The organism is Streptomyces recifensis, assembly GCF_002154615.1.
In the GTDB taxonomy this organism is placed as follows: Bacteria; Actinomycetota; Actinomycetes; order Streptomycetales; family Streptomycetaceae; genus Streptomyces; species Streptomyces griseoluteus.
This window is the reverse complement of record NZ_MUNH01000455.1, coordinates 1-4,831: the sequence shown is the minus strand read 5'-3', so window position 1 is coordinate 4,831 and position 4,831 is coordinate 1. Positions and strand designations below refer to the sequence as shown.

The 4,831-nt window shown below is 66.0% G+C and carries 4 protein-coding genes and 1 tRNA gene; 4 read left to right on the top strand and 1 reads right to left on the bottom strand.

From position 1 onward, the window contains the following. The first annotated feature begins 533 nt into the window (after nucleotides 1–533). The 4 genes from CCN33_RS22555 (at nucleotide 534) to CCN33_RS33210 (ending at nucleotide 4,306) form a co-directional block, all read left to right on the top strand. A tRNA-Arg gene (locus CCN33_RS22555) sits at nucleotides 534–605 on the top strand. A gap of 953 nt (nucleotides 606–1,558) precedes the next feature. Beyond that, nucleotides 1,559–2,185, top strand: a complete 627-nt coding sequence (locus CCN33_RS22550) for a hypothetical protein (RefSeq protein ID WP_244173908.1) — start codon at nucleotides 1,559–1,561, stop codon at nucleotides 2,183–2,185. A gap of 217 nt (nucleotides 2,186–2,402) precedes the next feature. Continuing rightward, nucleotides 2,403–3,914: a pentapeptide repeat-containing protein gene (locus CCN33_RS22545; RefSeq protein WP_244173907.1), complete on the top strand. Its 1,512-nt coding sequence runs from the start codon at nucleotides 2,403–2,405 to the stop codon at nucleotides 3,912–3,914. Nucleotides 3,915–3,943: 29 nt separating this feature from the next. Continuing rightward, nucleotides 3,944–4,306 (top strand): hypothetical protein, encoded by a 363-nt coding sequence (locus tag CCN33_RS33210; protein WP_244173906.1) that lies wholly within the window; start codon nucleotides 3,944–3,946, stop codon nucleotides 4,304–4,306. 63 nt (nucleotides 4,307–4,369) lie between these two features. Here CCN33_RS33210 and CCN33_RS22540 read toward each other — a convergent pair whose 3' ends face one another. After that, on the bottom strand, nucleotides 4,370–4,807 hold the full coding sequence (locus CCN33_RS22540) for an ATP-binding protein (RefSeq protein ID WP_086695349.1): 438 nt from the start codon (nucleotides 4,805–4,807) through the stop codon (nucleotides 4,370–4,372). Between the last annotated feature and the right edge of the window lie 24 nt (nucleotides 4,808–4,831).

Here is a 4,831-nt window from a genome sequence, read left to right as displayed (position 1 = left end):
CCGCTGGGGGGACCAGGGAGACGGTGGGACCCAGTTGGGGCAGATGCCGGCCAGCGCGGGCCGGGGCCATTGACCCGGAGGGGCTCCGCACGGGTGGATGCCGACCGGTGCCAGGGCCGGGACCACGGATACGGAGAGACACCGCGGACTGGATGCCGGCGGATGCGAGGTCCCGGGCCGCGGACGCGGAGGGACGCCGTAGGAGCAGACACCGGCCGGCGCCAGATCCCGGCCCACGGAGACGGTGAGCCTCGAATGGAGGCCAGGCCGAGCACCGGAGTGCGCCCGGCAATCCCTGGGGCGACCTTAAGGAAGCGGGAAGGCGCCGCCAGTCACAGGAAACTCCCCCGACCCACCGGTGCCGGACCTATGCCTCGCACCTGGCCAGGCTCCGGCCAAGCCGCAGAACAACGCCCTGCACCCGAGCGCCCCTGCAAGGCCGACCCCGCCTGGGCAAACCCGTTCCTGATCACCCCGCAAGACCTGCTAGGGTTCTACCCGTCGCCGCAAGCGCCCAGCGCAACGCCCGACACGCCCCCGTAGCTCAGGGGATAGAGCAACGGCCTCCGGAGCCGTGTGCGCAGGTTCGAATCCTGCCGGGGGCACCTTGGATTAGGTGCCCAAAGACCCCGTCACCAGCGGAAACGCTGAGGCCGGGGTCTTCGCGTATGTGCAGGCGTATGCGGCCCGGAGCGGCCGTAAGCCAGGGTCTGTGGACGAGGCGTGGACGGGATCTTGAGCCGTCTGCCCAGGCCAGCCCCGGCAAACGGCAAGACCCCCGGACAAGTTCAGGGGCCTGAGGGTCGGTTGATCAACTGGGACCCCCGGTAGCCGATCTCGGCCGGCTGACCGTCGGGGTAGAGCACAGTGCAGTGGCCGCGCGCTGAGGGCAAAAAACAGTCCCCAGTAGTACTGCGCGTGTCCTGAAACTCCAGTCGTCACTGTCGTCTCGGTATCGCGCCGGCTTGCTGGGGGCCTGAACCATATCCTGTCCAAGTCACTTCGCCGACTAGACGTCCTGATCGACTTTGCAACTCTTTCGGTGTTATGGGCTACTAACTACGATCCACGCCTGGCGGCATAAGTCAATAGCCTTTCGGTAGATTTCTAAGAGAACCTCTCGCGATCACCTTCGACTGCGGCATCCGGCTCGTGCGGTTCGACGGGGAGCCGGTCGCGGCCGAGGTGAGCTGTTTTACGGAAGCGCGGACAGTCTTACCCTGAGGTGGTCACAGGACGAGCCAATCCTTCCGGGGCGCCCAGCATGAGGTTCCCAAAGACCCCGTCACCAGCGGAAACGCTGAGGCCGGGGTCTTCGCGTATGTGCAGGCGCATCCGGCCCGGAGCGGGCCTATGCCGGTGTCTGCGGACGGGGCGTGGACAGGATCTTGAGACAGGTGATGCCGCACGTCGAAGCCAACAACTGCACCTCTCGCTATTGTCATCCCGGTATTGGATGGCGCCGAGGATGCAAAGCAGAGCGTTACTCGGTGATGCCGCGCCGTCTTCGCCCGCCGTGGGGCGGCGGACAGCCAATTCAGACGAGGTGGGGGATCTCGTGGACGTTACCACGCTTGCAGTTGCGCTCATCGGCGTCGGAGGAACGCTGGGCGGAACTCTGGGTGGAGCGCTGCTCAGCCAGCGCGTCACCCGGGAGCAGAACCAGCGCGCGGATCGTGAACGAGCGGAGGACCGTCACGACCGAGCGCAGGAAGCCAGACGGGATCTCTACGCCCGCCTGAACACCACGGCTCGCGCTTACCGGGTCGCTGCCCGAGACGCGATCCGAGCAGCCGAGCGCGGCGAAAGCATCGAACCAGCAGTCCTCGATGCCGCGAAGGAAGCCTGGGCAGAGCAATACTCATTGGCACAGATGGCACTCCCGAAGGAGGTCCACGAAATCGCCTCGTCCCTCAACAGGGCGCTCGGGGTCGGGTACTCCGTCGTAAAGCAGTTGCCGAGCGCCTCTAATCGAGTCGAGGCGTACAGCCGGGCCAAAGACTGGTTCAGTGGCGCTCTGTCCGACGGGGTGTATCTACTGCGAGTCACCCTGCGCCATGACCTCGGCGTCGAGGCCGAGCCCGACTTCGAGCGCACCCGTACGCGGATGCTCATTGTGCTTGACACAGAACGCAGGAGTCTCGAGCGGCTACTCGCCTCCGAACAGGCCACCAGGCCTGTTTGACAGCCCGGTAAACGACGAGCTCATCGTCGACCCATACACCCCGTTTGTCGCGGTGCTTCGTACTGGTGCTGAACACGCTTGTCAAAACGCGCGAAGGATTTTCATTAGCGCACGATTCACTTCCATACGTCCTTCAGTGCCGTAGCGAAGATTTCCTTGCTGGCCGTGTCGGATGCGAGCGCGGCAACCATCGACCGTGGTCGATCGTCCTTCAGGTATGCCACACCCGAGCCCTGAACCGCACCCGACCCCGCCTGGCTGGCCCCACTGTGGCCACGGCACTACCGCGGAGGACACTGTCGGCTGCCGCGGGATTCACGCCCCTGGTCACACCTCATGCCTCGCCCATCTGGCCGACGCCGACCGCGACGCCTACCTGGACGGCCTGATACCCGGCGCCGACATCGACCATCGCGGTACCTCCTTCACCGATTCCCTTCTTGTTGCTCTCCTCGAGGCCCTCCTCGATCCCACCACCGGACACGCCCGCATCGGCGAAGCCCGGTTCGACTCAGCGACCTTCCAAGACGACGCCTACTTCATAAGGGCGACCTTCGGGGGCCACGCGTGGTTCGACTCGGCGACCTTCCAGGGCCTTGCGGGGTTCGACTCGGCGACCTTCCAGGGCCTTGCGGGGTTCGACTCGGCGACCTTCCAGGGCCTTGCGGGGTTCGACTCGGCGACCTTCCGGGGCTCCGCCCACTTCGACTCGGCGAGCTTCCAGGGCTACGCCGGGTTCCGATCGGCGACCTTCCACGACCTCGCGTGGTTCGACTCGGCGACCTTTCAGGGCATCACCAAGTTCGACTCGGCAACCTTCAAGCACCTCGCCCGGTTCGACTCGGCGAGCTTCCAGGACGGCTCTTTTGTGCGAACTGGCTTCCAGGGAATCGGCCAGTTCGGGCAGGTGACCTTCGAGGGTCACGCCTCATTCGAGTACGCCACATTTCGAGGTGCCGTCCGCTTCAGGTCAGCAATTTTCGAGAGCGATGCTAGGTTCGATGAGGCGACCTTCGAGCGGTTGGTCACCCTCGGCCCTTTGGTGTGCGCTGGGCGGTTTGTGCTCTCCGAGGCGACGTTCAGCGGCCCAGCGAGCCTCTCGTTCGCCGCGCGCCGACTGGAGTGCTTGCGAACCCGCTGGACATCGACGGCTGAGTTGCGTCTGCGCTACGCCACAGTGGACTTCGCCCACGCTGTCTTCGAATACTCCCTCACGATCGCCGCGGCGGCCACCCCCTTCGTACTCCCCGACGGACAGCCGGTGGACGAACGGGTGCTTGACGATGCGCCCGGCGCCGCGGTGAGGATGGCCTCGTTGCGCGGGGTGGACGCAGCTCACCTGGTCCTCGCCGACGTAGACCTATCGGGATGTCTTTTCACCGGAACCGTGCACCTGGACCAGCTGCGACTGGAGGGCGCCTGCATCTTCGACACGGTCCCGGCCGCGGTGCATTGGCGGGGCTGGCGCCCCGACGGTTCACCCAGCGCCGCACCCTCGCCGAAGAACACCACTGGCGCGCGAGCGAGCCATCGGCCGTCCAGGGCTGGAACGTGGCAATGTTCGGCGCCGAGCACGTCGGGCCGTTGCAACTGGCGCCGGTGTACCGCGCGCTGCGCAAAGCGTTCGAGGATGGCAAGCACGAACCTGGGGCCGCCGACTTCTACTACGGGGAGATGGAGATGCGCCGCCACGCCGACGACATCCCTCGAAGCGAGCGAAGCCTTCTGACCGCTTACTGGGCACTGTCTGGCTACGGTATGCGCGCATCCCGGGCCCTGGGCTGGCTCGCCGCCGCCATGCTCGTCACCATCGTGCTCCTCATGAGCTTCGGCCTCCCCGAGGACGCCCCGAAGCGGGAAGCGACCGGGACCGTCCCCACCGGCGGAGGCACGATCACATTCGAGATCGACAGGGACGAACCGCGCAACCCCACGGGGAACCGTTTCACCGGCGAGCGTTTCGAGAAGGCCCTGAACGTTACGCTCAACTCGGTGGTCTTCCGCTCCGCCGACCAGGACCTAACCACCGCCGGCACCTACATCGAGATGACCTCCCGGCTAGCCGAGCCCGTCCTTCTGGGCCTCGCGGTCCTGGCCGTCCGCAACCGCGTCAAACGCTGACCCCCCGCCACCCGACAGTGAATCGCTACATGCGAACCCATATGAGCCGTAGTGGTGGCCCTTTCAGTCCCTCCAGGCATCAGCGACCACGAAGGAAACGACCGTTCCACCGAGGTAGCTGGGCCCGGAGTGCCAGGAGTCCGCGATGGAGTCGACCAGGAGCAACCCGCGCCCGTGGGCGTCGTTCGCCTCCGGGTGCCGCAGCCGCACGTTCGCCGGGAAGCCCGGGTTGTGCACGTCGACACGGAGCGAAGTTCCCTCGCGGTACCACTCGACACGCACCAGCCACGGGTCATCCGACTTCCCGTAGCAGATGGCGTTGGTCACCAGCTCCGAGATCATCAGGGTGCAGTCGTCGATCGAGCAGGCCGGGCGGTATGGAGTGATGAACTTCCGGAACCAGCGCCGCGCGCGAGATACGGACTCAGGCTCCGGATGTAGGGTCATCGCTCCGAGGCGCGGCCACTCCTCACAGGGGTGGCGGTCGATCGTGTAGGCCATGCGTGCTCACTCCTTGCCGCTGCC

Bases quoted from the DNA above. Each gene is read 5' to 3' on its own strand.
- CCN33_RS22540 (WP_086695349.1), bottom strand. From the start codon at position 4,807: ATGGCCTACACGATCGACCGCCACCCCTGTGAGGAGTGGCCGCGCCTC.
- CCN33_RS33210 (WP_244173906.1), top strand. From the start codon at position 3,944: ATGCGCGCATCCCGGGCCCTGGGCTGGCTCGCCGCCGCCATGCTCGTC.
- CCN33_RS22545 (WP_244173907.1), top strand. From the start codon at position 2,403: ATGCCACACCCGAGCCCTGAACCGCACCCGACCCCGCCTGGCTGGCCC.